The sequence below is a fragment of the Halomonas terrestris genome, assembly GCF_049166755.1.
Lineage (GTDB): Bacteria > Pseudomonadota > Gammaproteobacteria > Pseudomonadales > Halomonadaceae > Halomonas.
This window is the reverse complement of record NZ_JBMHFZ010000006.1, coordinates 72896-89648: the sequence shown is the minus strand read 5'-3', so window position 1 is coordinate 89648 and position 16753 is coordinate 72896. Positions and strand designations below refer to the sequence as shown.

Here is a 16753-nt window from a genome sequence, read left to right as displayed (position 1 = left end):
GGTCGCCAGAAAGGGGCTGGTGGTTGAAAGCGGGTGAAACACGGGCCGGGGAACCGGGGATCAGTCCGCCGAGCGACACTCGTCGCCACGCCCGACGGCCTGCAGGAAAGCCGCGATGCGCTCTGCATCCTTGATCCCGGGAGAGGCCTCCACGCCACCCGAGACATCTACCGCGAAGGGGTGAACCCGGGCGATGGCCTCGGCCACGTTGTCGGCGCTCAATCCTCCCGCGAGGATAACAGGTTTTGCCAGGCTTGCGGGGATTCGCCCCCAGTCGAAGGTCTCGCCGGTACCGCCCGGCACGCCGGGGCGGTAGGCGTCCAGCAGCAGTCCCCGGGCGCCATCATAGGCAGCGGCGAGGGCGTGCAGGTCGAGACCATCGCGCATGCGCAGCGCCTTGATCCAGGGGCGGTCGAAGCGCTCGCAGAACGCCGGCGTCTCCTCGCCATGGAACTGCAGCAGATCGAGGTGACGCGCGCAGCGCTCGATGAGCGCCGGCTCCTGGTCGACGAAGAGCCCGACCCGGGTGACGAAGGCCGGCACCCGCGCCGCCAGCTCGGCCAGGCGGGCCTCGTCGAGGGCCCGCTTGCTGCCCGGCCAGAGCACGAAGCCCAGGGCATCGGCGCCCGCCGCCACGGCGACATCGACATCCTCGGGACGGGTGAGACCGCAGAGCTTGACGCGGGTGCGCTGCATCATGTGCCTACTCCTCGGCAGGGGTGAGGGAGGCGACCGGCCGGCCGCGGCGGAACTCGACCATGGGGCAGTCGGGCAGCGCGCGCTCGCCGGTCCATTCGCCGAGGAAGGCCAGCAGGTTCGGCCCCAGGGGTTCCCGCGGCAATTCCCAGGCCTCGTCATAGAGCGAATCGACGAAGTGCAGGCCGCAGGCCGGCGCAGTGACATCGGCCAGGGTACGATCCTTCAGTGCCATCAGCTCGGCCAGGTAGTCATCGCCGCGCTCCCCGCGCCCGACGGTCACCAGGGCGCCGACGATGTTGCGGATCATGTGGTGCAGGAAGGCATTGCCCTGGACGTCGATCACCACCAGAGGGCCATGACGGTGCACCTCGATGAAGTGCAGGTGGCGCCAGGCGGTCTTCGACTGGCAGCCGGCGGCGCGGAAGCTCGAGAAGTCGTGCTCCCCCACCAGCGCCTGGGCGGCCCGATGCATGGCATCGGCATCCAGGGGGTCGCGACACCAGGTGGCGTTGGCCCGCTCGAGCACCGGGCGGCTGGGCTGGTTGAGAATCACGTAGCGGTAGCGGCGGGCCAGCGCCTTGAAGCGGGCGTGGAAGCTGTCGGGTACCGCCTTCACCCAGCGCACCGCGATATCCCGGGGCAGGTTGGCGTTGACGCCGAATACCCAGGCCTTCTGCGAGCGTGGTGCTGGGGGATCGAAGTGCACCACCTGGCGGGTGGCGTGGACACCGGAATCGGTCCGGCCGCTGGCATGCACCGTCACCGGCTGGCCGGCCACCTTCGCCAGCGCCTTCTCCAGTTCGCCCTGTACCGAGGGGGCATGCTTGAGACGCTGCCAGCCACAGTAGGCGCTACCGTCATATTCCACCCCCATGACCAAGCGGCCAGTGAGGGGGTGGCGATCATCGAGGGGGCGAAAAAGGGTCATGCGGCCTTCAGAGGTCGTGGCGGGTGATCAACTCCCGGGCCTCCTCCCGTGCCACTGGATCGTCGGAGGCGTCGGCCAGCCTGCGCAGCAGGGGCCGCGCCTGGTCGATCTCGCCCGCCTCCAGCAGGCGACGGGCCTCGGCCAGCTTGGGCGATGAGGAGGCGCCGGCGGAAAGCCATTCATTATCCCGATCCAGCGGCGGAAACGCCACCTCTTCGACCTCCCAATCATCGCTCGCTGCCGGTTCTGCCGGCGCCCCGGTGTCACCGGAAGTGCTGAATTCCACGCTGGGCTGCATCGGGGTCTCCTCCCGGGGTGACGGGCTCGGATCCAGGGTCGGTGGACGGTAGTCGATGATGTCGCGACCCAGGTCGTCGATGCGGTTGGCGAGCGGAGGCCCGGAGGGCGGGGCGTCATCGCGGGATTCGTCGGGCGACGTGTCCGGGGAGGCCGGCGAGGAGGCAGACGCCGGCCGATGTTCCGGCTCGGCCGCCGGCTCAGGCTCGGGGGGATTGTCGAGCCGGGGCTGCGAGCGCGGCTCGGGCTGACGCCCGGGGTCGACTCCCGGCCGCGGTTCGGGGCGACGGTAGGGGGCCGCCGGATCCTCGCCGCCTTCCGGCCCGGGGGGCATGTCGTCGACGCCCCTCGGGACCTCGCCACCGAAAGCGGGCGCCGCCGGATTCTCCTGCCCCTTCTCGCCCTGCTCGTCCTCCTCGTCGGGGTCGTCGAAACGGCGTGGCGGCAGCTCCGTCGGCTCGGCGAAGACGGCTCGGCCACCCTCGACCGGCGCCGACTGTGCCGGCGACGCCGCGGCGCGCCGGCTCATCAGGTTCTCCACCTCGGCCTGCAACCGGGGGTCGCCGGAGGCCCTGAGGCGCGAGGCCTCGCGATCGGCCTGCTCCTGGTCGCCCTGCTCCAGGTGAACCATCAACAGCTTGAGGCGCAGGTCGTCACGCTCCGGCTCGCGTACCAGGCTGGCCTCGAGCAGCTCCCGTGCCTGGTCATAGCGACCATAGGCAATGAAGATATCGGCCTCGTCGATAGCTTCCGCCTTGGGCATGGAGGCCCGCACCGGTGCGGCCTCGCCGCCGCCGGGCGTCGCGGCGGCAGCCACCTCGGGGCCAGCCACACGCTCCCCGGGGGCGACCCGCTGCACCTGGCCGAAGGTGGATACCGTCTCGTCTCGCCGCTGCCGGCGACGCACCAGCGCCCAGAGTGCCAGGAGGGCGGCGAGCGCAGCTCCTCCGAGCATCAGGGTACGATCCTGAGCCCCCTGGTAGAAGGCGCCCCACCAGGGCGTCTCGACCGCCTGCTCGCTCTCACCGGGCGGCACCACGCCCCCTGTCCCGGGGCCGTCGACACCCTGCCCCCCGGCGCTGAACGCAGCCACCTGGTCGCGCAGGGCGGCCAGTTCCTCGCGCATCTCGCCCAGCTCGTCCTGCAGTGCATCCCGCTCGTCGCGCACCACTTCCAGGGCCTGCCGATTCTCGAGCCAGCGCGCCTCGAGACGAATGAGGCGCTCGTCGCTGGTCAGCTCGCCTTCTCCCTGGAGGCCCTCGAGCAAGGAGGGGTCGAGCTCGCCGCGCGCGGCGGGGGTCGTCGACGCCTCCTCGCCCGCACCGCCCTCGCCGGGACCGGCTCCCTCCCCGGGATCCTCATCCGGGGCAGCCTCGGCGGCCACCTCGGCATCGGTGAGCAGCGTCAGGCGCGGCGCCTCCTCGTCGAGGTCCCCCGACGGGATGTCGACGGGGGCAGGCGCTGCCGCTTCGGGCTCCTCCTCGCTTGCCGGCGCAGCCGAAGGCTCGGCGGTACCGAGCAACGCGGCATCAGTCACCGCCACGGCCGCCTCCGGTGCCACCTCCTGACTGCCCCCCAGGGGGACCCGCGCGGGCGCCCCGCTGCCGCGATTGGCCCACGCCTGATTCATGGCCTGGACGATACCGTCGGCGTCGGCGGTCGAGCGCGAGGTGATCGACTCGCGCCCCGGCACCACGAGGGTGAAGCCGGCCCGCATCGCGTTGATGTTGCCCGAGGGGAACACCTCGGGGTTGGCTTCCACCAGCGCCACCATCATCTGGTTCATGCTGATACCGCTGTCCGGGCGCAGTCGACCGGCCACCGCCCAGAGGGTATCGCCACTGCGCACCCAGGCCGGGTCGTCACTGTCGCCTGCGGCCGCCGTACGGGCCACGGGGCGCGATCGGGACTCCGGCTCGCTGCGCGCCGTCGAGACGGTCGCGGACGGCGGCTCCGGCCGCGCCGGGGTTCCGATCAGGGTGGGCATCTGGTCATAGTCGGGTGGATCAAGCAGCAGGGTTACCTCGCGCAGCTGCCGGCCATCGGGCCAGTCGAAGTGCAGCAGCAGATCGAGCCAGGGCTCGCGCACGGGCCGCTCGGTGGTCAGGTCCAGCACCAGCCGCCCCTCGCGCTGCTCGACCGCCAGTCGCACGCTTGCCGCCAGCGGCGTGCGAGCGAGGCCGGCGGCCGAGAAGGTGCGTTCGTCGGCCACCGAGACGTTGAGCAGACCCGCCTGCATCCCGCCGGTGTCGGTGAGGGGGATGGTGGCGCGCAGCGGCGCATTGAGCGTCGAGTGCACATCGGCCTCGCCCAGCCCCAGCGCCAGTGCCATCGGGCTGGCGGCAGAGAGCGAGAGCAGCATGGCGAGAGTCAGCTTGCGTTTCATGGGATTCCCTTGCGTCTCCCGGCACCACCTCCGCTCGGTCGGCGGGCATCCGGAGAAATGATCAGTTTTCTAGGCTTCTTATGTATCACAAACATGATCCGGCATGCCTGCCCCGGATCATGTTTGACGCTCCGCCTTTCAACGTAAGCCAGGGTAAGGCCCTTGTGCGACCCCGGCCTGCGCGCAAAGAAAAGGGGCGCCTCCCGAGGGAGGTGCCCCATGCCCGATCAACCGCTGGCGATCACTGCTCGCGAAGGATCTTGAGCATCCGCTTGAGCGGCTCGGCGGCCCCCCACAGCAGCTGGTCGCCGACACTGAAGGCGGAGAGGTACTCGCCCCCCATGGCCAGCTTGCGCAGCCGGCCCACGGGGACGGTCAGGGTACCGGTAGCGGCCGCCGGGGTCAGGTCGCGGAGGGTGGCCTCCTTGTCGTTGGGCACCACCTTGACCCAGTCGTTGTGCCTGGCGAGACGGTCCTCGATCTCGTCCATCGGCACATCCTTCTTCAACTTGATGGTGAAGGCCTGGCTGTGGGAGCGCATGGCACCGATGCGCACGCAGAGACCGTCGATGGGGATCGGGTTGTCCTGCAGGCCGAGGATCTTGTTGGTCTCCACGGTGCCCTTCCACTCCTCCTTGCTCTGGCCGTTGTCGAGCTTGGTGTCGATCCAGGGCAGCAGGCTGCCGGCCAGCGGTGCGCCGAAGTTGTCGGTGGGGAAGTCGCCCGAACGCATCGCCGCGGTCACCTTGCGGTCGATGTCGAGGATCGCACTGGACGGGTCGGCGAGCTCGGCGGCCGAGCTGTCGCGCAGGGCGCCCATCTGGTTGAGCAGCTCGCGCATGTGCTTGGCGCCGGAGCCAGAGGCGGCCTGATAGGTCATGGAGGTCATCCACTCGATCAGGTCGGCCTCGAACAGGCCGCCCAGGCCCATCAGCATCAGGCTCACGGTGCAGTTGCCACCGACGAAGGTCCTGGCACCGCGGGAGAGCTGGTCATCGATGACGTGGCGGTTGACCGGATCGAGGATGATGGTGGCCTCGTCCTCCATGCGCAGGGTGCTGGCCGCGTCGATCCAGTAACCCTTCCAGCCGCCGCCACGCAGGTCGCCGTAGACCTCCTTGGTGTAATCGCCGCCCTGGCAGGTCACCACCACGTCCAGCGCCTTGAGGGCCTCGAGGTCGAAGGCATCCTTGAGGGGAGGCACGTCGACGCCGACGTCGGGGCCGGCCTGGCCGACCTGGGAGGTGGTGAAAAAGACCGGCTCGATGCCCTTGAAGTCACCCTCTTCCACCATGCGCTGCATGAGCACCGAGCCCACCATGCCGCGCCAACCGACGAAACCGACTTTCAACATGTGAAGTCCTCCAGAAATCGAATGTGGGGCTTATTATACAGGAAGCCGGAAGGGATCGCAGGCTCACGCCAGAGCAGGACTAGTGCCGATGGACAGACCGCTCGGGGCTGATCTGGCGGCAAGCCTGCGAAATGCGATACCCCTTGAGCCTATTGGGCCTCGAAGGCCGCCAGCACGGCGTCGCCCATCTCGGCGGTGGAGACGGTGCGAGTGCCCTCGGACGCAATATCGGCGGTTCTCAGGCCGTCGTCCAGCACCTTGCCAACGGCGCCCTCGATGCGTTGCGCCAGCGCCGGCTCGTCCAGGGAGTAGCGCAGCATCATGGCCACCGAGAGGATGGTCGCCAGCGGGTTGGCGATGCCCTGGCCGGCGATGTCCGGGGCGCTGCCGTGGCAGGGCTCGTACATCCCCTGGCCGCTCTCGTTGAGCGAGGCGGAGGGCAGCATGCCGATGGAGCCGGTGAGCATGGCGGCGGCGTCGGAGAGGATGTCGCCGAACATGTTGCCGGTGACCATGACGTCGAACTGCTTGGGTGCGCGCACCAGCTGCATGGCGGCGTTGTCGACGTACATGTGAGAGAGCTCGACGTCCGGGTATTCCGGCGCCAGCCGCTCCATCACCTCGCGCCACAGGATGGTGACCTCGAGCACGTTGGCCTTGTCCACGGAGCAGAGCTTCTTGTTGCGCTTCTGGGCCATCTCGAAGGCGACCCGGCCGATGCGCTCGATCTCGCTCTCGGAGTAGACGTAGGTGTTGAAGCCCACCCGCTCGCCACCCCGCTCCTCGATGCCGCGGGGCTGGCCGAAGTAGATACCGCCGGTGAGCTCGCGCACGATCATGATGTCGAGGCCGGCGACCAGCTCGGGCTTGAGGCTCGAGGCAGACGCCAGCTGCGGGTAGGTGATGGCGGGGCGCAGGTTGCCGAACAGGCCGAGGTTCTTGCGCAGGCCCAGCAGGCCCTTCTCGGGGCGCTTGGCGAGGTCCTCGAGTGTGTCCCACTTGGGGCCACCCACGGCGCCGAGAAGGATGGCCCGGGCGACCCTGGCCTTCTCCAGGGTCTCGGCGGGCAGCGGCTCTCCATGGGCGTCATAGGCGCTGCCGCCGACCAGGGCCTCTTCCACCTCGACGTCCAGGCCATGGGCCTGGCAGGCGGCCAGGATGCGGCTCGCCTGGGCGGTGATCTCGGGGCCGATGCCGTCGCCCGGCAGTACCAGAATCTTCTGAGTCATGATCTCGTCCTTGTATGGCCTCACCGGACGCCGCGCGGCAGGCCGAATGGAATCACCGCCGGGACGGGGGGGGGCTTTTCCGGCGGCAAGCCTGCGAGGAGGCGCTGTGAACCCATCCCTGGGCGCTACCGATGCCATCCCTGGCATAGGACCTCCTCTTCGGCTTGCCCCCGGCGCCCCCTGGCCCCGGCAAGAGCAGCTTGATCTTACGCCATCACGCCCGGGCGCTATCGCGGAACAGCCAGGGGCGCGCGGCGCGATGCTTCGCCTCGAAGGCGCGGATCGCGTCCTCGTCCTGAAGGGTGATGCCGATGTCATCGAGCCCCTCGAGCAGGCAGTGCTTGCGGAAGGCGTCCACCTCGAACTCGAGGATCTCGCCGGAGGGCGTGATCACCCGCTGGTTCTCGAGATCGACGTCGAGCCGGTAGCCCTCGCTGGCCTCCACCTCGGCGAACAGGCGGTCCACGACCTCTTCCGGCAGGGTGACCAGCAGCAGGCCGTTCTTGAAGGCGTTGTTGTAGAAGATATCGGCGAAGCTCGGCGCGATCACCACGCGAAAGCCGAAGTCCTCCAGCGCCCAGGGGGCGTGCTCGCGGGAGCTGCCGCAGCCGAAATTGCGGCGGGCGAGCAGCACGCTGGCCCCCTGGTAGCGCGGCTGATTGAGCACGAAGTCGGGGTTCAGCGGCCGCCGGGAAACGTCCTGGCCGGGCTGCCCCTCGTCGAGGTAGCGCAGCTCGTCGAACAGGTTGACACCGAAGCCGGTACGCTTGATCGACTTCAGGAACTGCTTGGGGATGATCAGGTCGGTGTCGACGTTGGCCCGGTCGAGCGGGGCGACGAGGCCGTCGATGCGTTCGAATTTGTGCATGGCTCAGGCCTCCTGGGCAGTCGGTTGAGGATCATCGATGCGTCGCACGTCGACGAAGTGGCCGGCGATGGCCGCCGCGGCAGCCATCGCCGGGCTGACCAGGTGGGTGCGCCCGCCGAAGCCCTGGCGCCCTTCGAAGTTGCGGTTCGAGGTCGAGGCACAGTGCTCCCCGGCACCGAGCTTGTCGGCGTTCATGGCCAGGCACATGGAGCAGCCCGGCTCGCGCCACTCGAAACCCGCCTCGATGAACACCTTGTCGAGGCCCTCGGCCTCCGCCTGGCGCTTCACCAGGCCGGAGCCCGGCACCACCATGGCGAGCTTGACGGAGTCGGCCACCCGCTTGCCCTTGGCGACCTTGGCCGCCTCGCGCAGGTCCTCGATGCGCGAGTTGGTGCAGGAGCCGATGAATACCTTGTCGAGCCGGATGTCGGTGATCTTCTGCTTCGGTGCCAGCCCCATGTACTCCAGGGCGCGAATATAGCCGCGCTGCATGGTCTCGTCGGGTGCCTCGGCCGGGTCGGGCACCTCGCCGGAGATCCCGGTGACCATCTCGGGGCTGGTGCCCCAGCTCACCTGCGGCTCGATCTCGGCGGCGTCCAGGGTCACCACCTTGTCGAACTCGACGTCGGGGTCGGAGACGAGCCCACGCCAGTCGGCCACGGCGGCCTGCCACTGCTCGCCCTTCGGTGCGAAGGGGCGCTCGGCGAGATACTCGATGGTGGTGTCGTCCACGGCGATCAGGCCGACCCGGGCGCCGGCCTCGATGGCCATGTTGCACACCGTCATGCGGCCCTCCATGGAGAGATCGCGGATGGCGCTGCCGGCGAACTCGATGGCGTAGCCGGTGCCGCCGGCGGTACCGATGCGGCCGATGATGGCCAGCACGATGTCCTTGGCGGTGACGCCGGTGCCGAGCTCGCCCTCGACGCGCACCTGCATGTTCTTCATCTTCTGCGCCAGCAGGCACTGGGTGGCGAGCACATGCTCCACCTCGGAGGTGCCGATGCCGTGGGCCAGGGCGGCGAAGGCGCCGTGGGTGGCGGTGTGGGAGTCGCCGCACACCACGGTCATGCCGGGCAGCGTGGCGCCCTGCTCCGGGCCCACCACGTGGACGATGCCCTGGCGCGGGTCGTTGATCTTGAACTCCTCGATGCCGAACTCGCCGCAGTTGTCATCCAGGGTCTGCACCTGGATCAGCGACACCGGGTCCTCGATGCCGGCGTTGCCCTCGGCGCGCTCCTTGAGCGTGGTCGGCACGTTGTGGTCCGGCGTCGCCAGGTTGGCGTCGAGCCGCCACGGCTTGCGCCCCGCCAGGCGCAGGCCCTCGAAGGCCTGGGGCGAGGTCACCTCGTGGAGCAGCTGTCGGTCGATGTAGATCAAGGCGGTGCCGTCGTCGCGCTCCTTCACCAGGTGCTGCGACCACAACTTGTCGTAGAGTGTCTGGCCTGCCATCTCGCTCTCCCGGGCCCTGGGCCCTGTTCTCATCCGGTCGGTCATCAAAATGCTGCCCGAAGTCGTGGCTGTCCCGGCGCTGGCGCTCCTATGGGGTCAGACCCCAGCGGTGTCGAATCCGCTCGAAGCGTACACCACGACAGGCTGCATGACTTGGCCGGGGTCTGCCCCCTCAGGGGCAGCCTCGACGCTATGCATAGCAGTGTCCTGCGACTCGTCCATAAAAGCAATTCATGTTATTTATGGAATGGATTCCTTTATGGAATCCACTTTATCTCGCTCGACGGGGAGGACGCCCATGGACACCCAGAGCCTGCAGGCCTTTCTCGCCGTGGCCGACACCGGCAGCTTCTCGCGCGCCGCCGAACAGCTCCACCTCACCCAGCCGGCGGTGAGCAAGCGCATCGCTGCCCTTGAGACACAGACAGGCGCCCGCCTGTTCGATCGCATCGGCCGCAGGATAGGCCTGACCGAGGCCGGTCGCGTGCTGCTGCCGCGCGCCCGTCAGATCCTGGTGATGGTCGACGACAGCCGCCGTGCCCTGGGCAACCTCGAAGGCAGCGTGGCCGGGAGCCTGACGCTCGCCACCAGCCACCATATCGGCCTGCATCGGCTGCCCCCGCTGCTCAAGGCCTATATCGGTCGCCATCCCGGGGTGAGGCTGGACCTGCACTTCCTCGATTCCGAGCAGGCCTACCAGGGGGTGCTGGACGGCGAACTGGAGATCGCCGTGGTGACCCTCGCCCCCCATCCCGACGAGCAGCTCGAGGTGGTGCCGGTATGGATCGACCGGCTCTGCTTCGTCTGCGCCCCCGACCATCCCCTGGCCGGCCGCGCACGCCTGACCCTCCAGGAGCTCTGCGAATTCGACGCGGTACTGCCCGGCCCGCTCACCTTCACCCGCACCCTGATCGAGGCGCGCTTCGCGGCGGCCGGCCTCACCCTGCCCGTGGCACTCTCCACCAACTACCTGGAGACCCTGAGGATGATGAGCGCCATCGGCCTGGGCTGGAGCCTGCTGCCGGAAGGGCTGCTGACGGCCGAGCTCCGGGTACTGGAGGTCGACCACCCGCCCATCCACCGCCCGCTGGGCTACCTCGTGCACAAGAGCCGGACCCTCTCCAACGCCGCCCGGGCCATGCTCGACGAGCTCGAGGCCACCCGCGAGCCGGCAGCCCGGGAGTGGCGAGCGGGACGCCGAAGTGTTTAGTCTGCTCAGAATATCTCCCGGAGTGCCTGCCGCCGTGACCGACAGTACCGCCCCCCAGCCCTCGACCCGCCATGCGCTCGCCGGCGGCCTCATCCTCGCCGGCCTGGTGATGCAGGTCATGCGCTTCGCCGGCCTGGGGGTACTGCCCCAGCTGGTGAGCTATGCCTTCTGGCTGGCGGTGCTGCTGCTGTGGCCCGACCTGCCCCGCCGCACCCGTCGGCAGGCCGGTGCCCTGGCGGGCATCGGCACGGGACTGCTGATCGTGGCGAGGTGGCAGCATGGTGCCGAGGTCGCCTGGCCGCGCATGCTCGACGGCAACAGCTATGTGGTGGCGATGCTGGTGGGGGTGAGCTTCATCGGGCTGATGGGCAACCGCCGCGGCGAGACCCGACCGCTGGGACGCCCGGTGACCGGTGCCCGCGGCATCGCCGGTACCTGGCTGGGGGTGCATCTGCTCGGGGCGATCCTCAACCTCTCCACGGTGTTCATGATCGGCGACCGGCTGCAGCGCAGCGGCCCCCTGACCACGCCCCAGCTGCTGGCGCTCAATCGGGGGCTGTCGAGTGCCGCGCTCTGGTCGCCCTTCTTCGCCTCCATGGGCGTGGTGATGACCCTGGCGCCCGAGATGCGATTCGCGACCGTGATGGCCTTCGGGCTGCCCCTGGCGCTGTGTGCCGGGCTGCTCAGTCTGCTGGACCTGTCGCGCCGCTTCGACCTCGCGGACACCGCGGGCTTCTCGCTGTCGCCGTCGAGCCTGCTGATGCCGGTGTCGATGGCCGCCCTGGTGATGCTCTTCCACTACGGGCTGACGCCGGGACTCACCATCGTCAGCATCATCACCTTCCTGCTGCCCGGCGTGGCACTGCTCTCCAACCTGCCCCGGGGGCCACGCTGGACGCTGCGTCGGGTACGCGGGCACGCCCTGAACCGGCTCCCCGCCATGCGCGGCGAGATCTCGCTCTTCCTCTGCGCGGGCCTGCTGACCCAGGGCCTCTCGACCTACATCGCCGCCGCCACGGGCAGCGAATGGACGCTCTTCGCCCGCTTCGGCCCCCTCGAGGCGGTGGCCAGTTTCCTGGCCATCGTGGCCAGCGCCGTCGCCGGCCTGCATCCCATCATCGGCGTCTCGGTGCTGGCCTCGATGCTGGAACTGGATGCCGGCCGCCAGACCCTGTTCGCCTTCGTGGCCCTGGCCTCCTGGGCGGTGGGCACCAGCGTGGGGCCACTGTCGGGCATCAACCTCTCCCTGCAGGGGCGCTACGGCATCAGCGGCTCGCGAATGATGCGCCAGAACCTGGGTTATGCGGCGGTGATGGCGGTGGCGGTCATCGTCGCCATCCTGGGGCTGGACAAGGGGCTGTAGACGGGCTCGCGGTCACTCCAGCGGGGCACGGGCGAAATAGCGGTGGCCGCACTGGTGGCAGGGCTCGATGCGCGCCACGCCCTCCAGCGTGACCTCGGCGCCGCAGTGCACGCAGGCCATGCGCCCGGGAGCGGCCATCTCGCCCTCGCAATAGTCGGCACGCGCGGCCTCCAGGTCCTCCTCGAACTGCTCGCGCTCGATCTTGCTGCGATCGGCGATGGAGAACAGCGACTCCACCACCTTGCGCGACAGCATGGAGAGATCGATACCCAGCCAGGTTGCCACGCTCTCGCCCCCGGCCCCGAGATAGCGCCGCATCTCCTTGAGATCGCGCTCGACCCAGGCACGCAGCAGGGACAGCTCATCCTTGGTGAACTCCTCCAGTTCGGCCTCGAACTCCACGGCATCGTCGAGATCCTGCTGCAGGTTCTCCCAGGTCAGTTCGTGGGCGCCTTCCTGGAGCCTGGCCAGCAGGCGTTCATAGCCCTCACGCAGGCGGTGGTCGTGACGGGGATCCTTCTGCTCGCTCATGTTCTGCTCCTTTCCGTTCTCGGGGCGGAGGCGCCCGGGCATAGCCGGGCCCTGCCGTGCTGGGGTATCCTTGCTTACCATTTAGACGACATCCTGCCGGCAGTTCAATGCCTTGACGCATTCTGGCGCCGAGTTCTTGACACCGGACAATGCCCGTAGACCCGCGCAACGCCGCGAGCGGTGCGCCCGACTTGCAAGGTACCCGTAGACAGAGATGGACGCACAGTACAAGCCCTTCGAGATCGAACGCGACGCCCAGCAGTTCTGGGACGAGAACCAGTGCTTCAAGGCGGTGGAAGATGCCAGCCGGGAGAAGTTCTACTGCCTGTCGATGTTCCCCTACCCCAGCGGCAAGCTGCACATGGGGCATGTACGCAACTACACCATCGGCGATGTGGTCTCCCGCTACCAGCGCATGCAGGGCAGGAACGTCATGCAGCCCATGGGCTGGGACGCCTTCGGCATGCCGGCGGAGAACGCCGCCATCCAGAACCGGGTACCGCCGGCCAAGTGGACCTATGACAACATCGACTACATGCGCGCACAGCTCAAGGCGCTGGGCTTCGCCTACGACTGGAGCCGCGAGTTCGCCACCTGCGACGTGAGCTACTACCGCTGGGAACAGTGGTTCTTCACCAGGCTGGTGGAGAAGGGCCTGGTTTACAAGAAGATGTCGACCGTCAACTGGGACCCTGTCGACCAGACCGTGCTGGCCAACGAGCAGGTGATCGAGGGCCGCGGCTGGCGCTCCGGCGCCCTGGTGGAGCGCAAGGAGATCCCGCTGTGGTTCCTCAAGATCACCGACTATGCCGAGGAGCTGCTGGCCGACCTGGACCGCATCGACTGGCCCGAGCAGGTCAAGACCATGCAGCGTAACTGGATCGGCAAGTCGCGCGGCATCGAGCTGACATTCGACATCAAGGGCGCCGATGGCGCCCCGGCCGAGCCGCTCGCGGTCTACACCACCCGCCCCGACACCCTGATGGGCGTCACCTACATGGCCGTGGCCGCCGACCACCCGCTGGCCAGGCAGGCCGCCGAGGGCAATGCGGCACTGGCCGATTTCTGCGCCGAATGCGCCCGCGGCGGCACCTCGGAAGCCGAACTGGCCACCCGCGAGAAGAAGGGCATGCCCACCGGCCATGTAGCGGTGCACCCCCTCACCGGCCGCGAGGTCCCGGTCTATGTGGCCAACTTCGTGCTGATGGAGTTCGGCACCGGGGCCGTCATGGCCGTGCCCGGCCATGACCAGCGTGACTGGGAGTTCGCCACCCGATACGGCCTGCCCATCGAGGCGGTGATCAGTGATACGAACGGCCGGTCGCCGGACCTCAGCGAAGGTGCCCATGACGACTACGGCACCCTGATCAACTCCGGCGAATTCGACGGCCTGGACTTCGACGCGGCCTTCGAGGCCATCGCCGCCCGGCTCGAGGCGCTCGGGCGCGGCGAGGTGAAGACCAACTTCCGCCTGCGCGACTGGGGCGTGGCCCGCCAGCGCTACTGGGGGGCGCCGATCCCGGTCAAGTACGGCCCCGAGGGCCAGACCGTACCGCTCACCGACGACGAGCTGCCGGTGGCCCTGCCCATGGAGGTCACCGTGGACGCCACCGGCTCACCGCTCAAGCGGATGCCGGAGTTCTCCGACCTGGGCAACGGCTGGACCCGCGAGACCGACACCTTCGATACCTTCATGGAGTCGTCCTGGTACTTCGCGCGCTTCTGCTGTGCCGACAACCCGGACGCCATGCTCGACGAGCGCGCCAACTACTGGCTGCCGGTGGACCTCTACATCGGTGGCATCGAGCACGCCATCCTCCACCTGCTGTATGCCCGCTTCTTCACCAAGCTGATGCGCGACTTCGGCCTGGTGAAGACCGACGAGCCCTTCCAGCGGCTGCTCACCCAGGGCATGGTGATCGCCGAGACTTTCTATCGCCATACGCCCAATGGTGGCAAGGAGTGGTTCAACCCCGCCGATGTCGAGGTCAAGCGTGACGAGAAGGGCCGGCCGATCAGCGCCGTGCTGGTCAGCGACGGGGCACCGGTGGAGATGGGCGGCATCGAGAAGATGTCCAAGTCCAAGAACAACGGTGTCGACCCGCAATCCATGATCGACCGCTTCGGCGCCGACACCGTGCGGCTGTTCATGATGTTCGCCGCCCCGCCCGAGCAGTCCCTGGAGTGGTCGGATTCCGGCGTCGAGGGCGCCAACCGCTTCCTCAAGCGCCTGTGGCGCCTGGTTAGCGAGCATCTCGATGCGGGTCAGCCCGGCGAGCTGGACGTCACGGCCCTGAGCGATGCCCAGCGTGACCTGCGACGCAAGACCCACGAGACCATCAGGAAGGCCAGCGACGACATCGGTCGGCGCACCACCTTCAATACCGCCATCGCCGCGGTGATGGAGCTGACCAACGCCCTCTCGAAGTTCGAGGACACCTCGCCCCGGGGTCTCGCCGTGGCCCGCGAGGCGGTGGAAGCTTGTGTGCTGCTGCTGGCACCGATCACCCCCCACGCCTGTCACACCCTGTGGCAGGCACTGGGCCATGAGGAGCCGGTCATCGATGCCGCCTGGCCGGTCCTCGACGAATCGGCACTGGCCCGTGACACCATCGAACTGGTGGTGCAGGTCAACGGCAAGCTGCGCGCCCGGATCGAGGTGGCCGCCGATGCCGCCAAGGAGGCCATCGAGGCCCAGGCACTGGCCGCCGAGAACGTCCAGCGCCACACCGAGGGCAAGACGATCCGCAAGGTGATCGTGGTGCCCGGCAAGCTGGTCAACATCGTGGTGGGCTGATCCCCCCGCGAGACAGGGAGACATCCATGCAGCGCCGTACCTTTCTACACCTCGGACTGGCCACCGGCGCCTCCCTGGCGCTGTCGGGCTGCGGCTTTCGCCTGCGGGGCTTCGACAGTCCCGAGTCGGTACTGCCGGAACTGGCGCTCGCCGGCCCCGACAGCGATCTCGCACGGCTGGCCGCCGAGCGGCTGGAGTCCGCCGGCACGCGGCTCCACGCCGGCGCGCCCCTGGTACTCAACCTGCCGGGGGAAGAGTTTCGTGAGCGGAGCCTCAGCGTGCTCGACAGCGGTCCTCGCGAGCTGGAGATGGTGCTCAGGGTGCCGTTCTCGGTGCAGCGCCAGGCCGACGGCGCCTACCTGCTCGACCAGCAGACCCTCGAGCAGAGCGCCCGCTTCACGGTCAGCGACGGCAACCTGCTGGCCCAGGACGATATCCGCGAGGAGACCCGCGCGCAGTTGCGCCACGAAGCGGTGAACCGCCTCCTCGACCGGCTCAGGGGACTGGTGGAGAGATGAGGGTGCTCGCTTGAAGATCTATGCCGACAAGCTCCCCGATGCCCTGGCGAGGAAGCTGCCCCCGGTGGTGATCGTCGCCGGTGACGAGCCCCTACAGCACATGGAGGCCTGTGACGCGGTGCGCAGTGCGGCCCGTGCCGCTTCCATCGAGGAGCGGGAGATCCTCCACGTGGAGGCCAACTTCGCCTGGGGGCGATTGCGGGAGGCCTCCGCCAGCCTCTCGCTGTTCGCTTCACGCAAGCTGATCGAACTGCGCCTGAGCGGCAGCAACCTGGGCCAGGAGGGCAGCAAGGCGCTCAAGGAGTACGCCGACGGGCTCCAGGGCAGCGACAACGTCCTGCTGGCAAGCATGGGCAAGCTGGACTTCCGCCAGCAGAAGAGTGCCTGGTTCCAGGCACTCGACAAGCTCGGCCTGTTCGTGCCGGTGTGGCCCGTGGATGCCTCCCGGCTGGGCTACTGGCTGAGCGACCGGGCCGAACGCCATGGCCTCGGCATCGAGCTCGAGGCCGCCCGACTGCTTGGCGAGCGCACCGAAGGCAATCTTCTCGCCGCCGACCAGGAGTTGCAGAAGCTTGCACTGCTGCTGCCCCCCGGCACGCGCATCTCGCCACGCGAGGTCGCCGGTGGCGTGGAGGACAACGCCCGCTATGACGTCTTCACCCTGGTCGACGCCTGCCTGAAGGGTGAGCGATCACGGGTCTCGCGGATCATCGCCGGCCTTCGCGGCGAAGGTGTCGAGGCTCCCATCGTGCTGTGGGCCCTGACCCGCGAACTGCGGACCCTGCTCTCCCTGCATCAGCACCTGGACCAGGGCCAGAGTTTCGAGCACGCCTGCAAGTCACAGAAACCGGCCATCTTCGACAAGCGCCGCCCCGCCTACCAGCAGGCCCTGGGCCGGTTGCCCATGAAGCGGCTGCACAAGCTGCTGCTGTTCGCCCAGCGCCTCGATCTCGCCATCAAGGGTGCCTCGCCGTTGCCGGTCCAGGATGGGCTCCACGACCTTGCCCTGACCCTGGCCGGAGGGCGAGGCCTGCTCGCCGAACTGCCCTTTTCCTACCGCATTGCCTGACGAGGCTGGCCGTCGGATCACGCCTCCCCCACCACCCGAACCGATCAGTTTG

General features: G+C 68.6%; 13 protein-coding genes. 5 read left to right on the top strand and 8 right to left on the bottom strand.

All coding sequences use genetic code 11. The features are described 5' to 3' along the window. Window positions 1-60: 60 nt before the first annotated feature. The 7 genes from ACOMD9_RS08005 to leuC all read right to left on the bottom strand — a co-directional run bounded on the left by ACOMD9_RS08005 (window position 61) and on the right by leuC (window position 9213). Entirely contained in the window at window positions 61-699 is a 639-nt protein-coding gene (locus ACOMD9_RS08005) for a phosphoribosylanthranilate isomerase (RefSeq protein WP_421413507.1), read from the bottom strand. Window positions 700-703: 4 nt separating this feature from the next. After that, window positions 704-1627 carry a tRNA pseudouridine(38-40) synthase TruA gene (gene truA, locus ACOMD9_RS08000; RefSeq protein ID WP_421413505.1) on the bottom strand — a complete coding sequence of 308 codons (924 nt, stop codon included), beginning with the start codon at window positions 1625-1627 and terminating at the stop codon, window positions 704-706. Window positions 1628-1634: 7 nt separating this feature from the next. Then, window positions 1635-4310, bottom strand: a complete 2676-nt coding sequence (locus ACOMD9_RS07995) for a FimV/HubP family polar landmark protein (RefSeq protein WP_421413502.1) — start codon at window positions 4308-4310, stop codon at window positions 1635-1637. A gap of 241 nt (window positions 4311-4551) precedes the next feature. Continuing rightward, window positions 4552-5664: an aspartate-semialdehyde dehydrogenase gene (gene asd, locus ACOMD9_RS07990; protein ID WP_421413500.1), complete on the bottom strand. Its 1113-nt coding sequence runs from the start codon at window positions 5662-5664 to the stop codon at window positions 4552-4554. A gap of 149 nt (window positions 5665-5813) precedes the next feature. Beyond that, window positions 5814-6893 (bottom strand): 3-isopropylmalate dehydrogenase, encoded by a 1080-nt coding sequence (gene leuB / locus ACOMD9_RS07985; RefSeq protein WP_421413498.1) that lies wholly within the window; start codon window positions 6891-6893, stop codon window positions 5814-5816. Between the two features lie 214 nt (window positions 6894-7107). Continuing rightward, on the bottom strand, window positions 7108-7761 hold the full coding sequence (gene leuD, locus ACOMD9_RS07980; RefSeq protein ID WP_421413495.1) for a 3-isopropylmalate dehydratase small subunit: 654 nt from the start codon (window positions 7759-7761) through the stop codon (window positions 7108-7110). A 3-nt stretch (window positions 7762-7764) separates the two neighbouring features. Continuing rightward, the gene (gene leuC / locus ACOMD9_RS07975; protein WP_421413493.1) at window positions 7765-9213 is read right to left on the bottom strand and encodes a 3-isopropylmalate dehydratase large subunit; all 1449 of its coding nucleotides are present in this window, start codon (window positions 9211-9213) and stop codon (window positions 7765-7767) included. 298 nt (window positions 9214-9511) lie between these two features. Between leuC and ACOMD9_RS07970 the strand changes: the two genes are divergently transcribed. Both ACOMD9_RS07970 and ACOMD9_RS07965 read left to right on the top strand, forming a co-directional pair. Beyond that, window positions 9512-10423: a LysR family transcriptional regulator gene (locus ACOMD9_RS07970; protein ID WP_421413491.1), complete on the top strand. Its 912-nt coding sequence runs from the start codon at window positions 9512-9514 to the stop codon at window positions 10421-10423. 109 nt (window positions 10424-10532) lie between these two features. Beyond that, window positions 10533-11786 carry a hypothetical protein gene (locus ACOMD9_RS07965; protein WP_421413739.1) on the top strand — a complete coding sequence of 418 codons (1254 nt, stop codon included), beginning with the start codon at window positions 10533-10535 and terminating at the stop codon, window positions 11784-11786. Between the two features lie 12 nt (window positions 11787-11798). Here the strand turns inward: ACOMD9_RS07965 and ACOMD9_RS07960 are convergent, their stop codons facing one another. After that, window positions 11799-12317, bottom strand: coding sequence for a zinc ribbon-containing protein (locus ACOMD9_RS07960; RefSeq protein WP_421413489.1), 519 nt, complete (start codon window positions 12315-12317; stop codon window positions 11799-11801). Between the two features lie 214 nt (window positions 12318-12531). Between ACOMD9_RS07960 and leuS the strand changes: the two genes are divergently transcribed. The 3 genes from leuS to holA are packed head-to-tail and all read left to right on the top strand — an operon-like array spanning window position 12532 to window position 16701. After that, on the top strand, window positions 12532-15114 hold the full coding sequence (leuS, locus tag ACOMD9_RS07955; protein WP_421413487.1) for a leucine--tRNA ligase: 2583 nt from the start codon (window positions 12532-12534) through the stop codon (window positions 15112-15114). 26 nt (window positions 15115-15140) lie between these two features. Then, window positions 15141-15632: an LPS-assembly lipoprotein LptE gene (locus ACOMD9_RS07950; RefSeq protein ID WP_421413484.1), complete on the top strand. Its 492-nt coding sequence runs from the start codon at window positions 15141-15143 to the stop codon at window positions 15630-15632. A gap of 10 nt (window positions 15633-15642) precedes the next feature. After that, a complete protein-coding gene (holA, locus tag ACOMD9_RS07945; protein ID WP_421413482.1) occupies window positions 15643-16701 on the top strand; it encodes a DNA polymerase III subunit delta in 1059 nt (352 codons plus the stop codon). Window positions 16702-16753: the final 52 nt, after the last annotated feature.

What these genes read in the sequence shown, in the direction of transcription:
- truA (WP_421413505.1), bottom strand. Translation starts at nt 1,627, where the DNA reads ATGACCCTTTTTCGCCCCCTCGATGATCGCCACCCCCTCACTGGCCGC.
- ACOMD9_RS07995 (WP_421413502.1), bottom strand. Translation starts at nt 4,310, where the DNA reads ATGAAACGCAAGCTGACTCTCGCCATGCTGCTCTCGCTCTCTGCCGCC.
- ACOMD9_RS07950 (WP_421413484.1), top strand. Translation starts at nt 15,141, where the DNA reads ATGCAGCGCCGTACCTTTCTACACCTCGGACTGGCCACCGGCGCCTCC.
- leuS (WP_421413487.1), top strand. Translation starts at nt 12,532, where the DNA reads ATGGACGCACAGTACAAGCCCTTCGAGATCGAACGCGACGCCCAGCAG.
- ACOMD9_RS07960 (WP_421413489.1), bottom strand. Translation starts at nt 12,317, where the DNA reads ATGAGCGAGCAGAAGGATCCCCGTCACGACCACCGCCTGCGTGAGGGC.
- ACOMD9_RS07965 (WP_421413739.1), top strand. Translation starts at nt 10,533, where the DNA reads ATGCAGGTCATGCGCTTCGCCGGCCTGGGGGTACTGCCCCAGCTGGTG.
- ACOMD9_RS08005 (WP_421413507.1), bottom strand. Translation starts at nt 699, where the DNA reads ATGATGCAGCGCACCCGCGTCAAGCTCTGCGGTCTCACCCGTCCCGAG.
- leuC (WP_421413493.1), bottom strand. Translation starts at nt 9,213, where the DNA reads ATGGCAGGCCAGACACTCTACGACAAGTTGTGGTCGCAGCACCTGGTG.
- leuB (WP_421413498.1), bottom strand. Translation starts at nt 6,893, where the DNA reads ATGACTCAGAAGATTCTGGTACTGCCGGGCGACGGCATCGGCCCCGAG.
- leuD (WP_421413495.1), bottom strand. Translation starts at nt 7,761, where the DNA reads ATGCACAAATTCGAACGCATCGACGGCCTCGTCGCCCCGCTCGACCGG.
- asd (WP_421413500.1), bottom strand. Translation starts at nt 5,664, where the DNA reads ATGTTGAAAGTCGGTTTCGTCGGTTGGCGCGGCATGGTGGGCTCGGTG.
- ACOMD9_RS07970 (WP_421413491.1), top strand. Translation starts at nt 9,512, where the DNA reads ATGGACACCCAGAGCCTGCAGGCCTTTCTCGCCGTGGCCGACACCGGC.